Origin of the sequence: Niveispirillum sp. SYP-B3756 (genome assembly GCF_009495745.1) — a bacterium.
GTDB lineage: Bacteria > Pseudomonadota > Alphaproteobacteria > Azospirillales > Azospirillaceae > Niveispirillum.
This window is the reverse complement of the sequence record NZ_WIDQ01000055.1, coordinates 1-717: the sequence shown is the minus strand read 5'-3', so window position 1 is coordinate 717 and position 717 is coordinate 1. Positions and strand designations below refer to the sequence as shown.

The following is a 717-nucleotide window of genomic DNA, read 5'->3' as shown; positions in this document are numbered from 1 at the left end:
CCGCCAGCCGTGGACGTCAAGATAATACCGGCCCGAACTTGTCGGCGTGAAACCTGATGTCCCCGACGCGTAGTTGATATATGAACCGGCGGCATCCCGCAAAACCAAGCTCAAACTTGTAGTGCCGGAACCACCATCACTATATGAGCCTGAAAATTCGTAGGTTGTACCGGCGGTCAGATCGACAGCGAACCAGTCTTCATCATTTGACGTCCCCAAGATACCGGTAGCCTGCCCGCCAATGGCCAGCTTGCCTGTGGTCGATGTGGTGGACGTGTAGTCGTCATTGTCTGTCACCTTTGCCGACAGGGTGTAATTTCCTGCCCGCCAGCCGTGGACGTCAAGATAATACCGGCCCGAACTTGTCGGCGTGAAACCTGATGTCCCCGACGCGTAGTTGATATATGAACCGGCGGCATCCCGCAAAACCAAGCTCAAACCTGTCGTGCCGGAACCACCATCACTATATGAACCTGAAAATTCGTAGGCCGTACCGGCGGTCAGATCGACAGCGAACCAGTCTTCATCATTTGACGTCCCCAAGATACCGGTAGCCTGCCCGCCAATGGCCAGCTTGCCTGTGGTCGATGTGGTGGACGTGTAGTCGTCATTGTCTGTCACCTTTGCCGACAGGGTGTAATTTCCTGCCCGCCAGCCGTGGACGTCAAGATAATACCGGCCCGAACTTGTCGGCGTGAAACCTGATGTCCCCGACGC

Annotated in this window: 1 protein-coding gene; it reads right to left on the bottom strand. The window is 55.8% G+C overall.

What is annotated here, in order from left to right:
* Window positions 1-717: hypothetical protein (locus GE253_RS25995; protein WP_211101604.1), on the bottom strand; the 717-nt coding region annotated here is incomplete at both ends.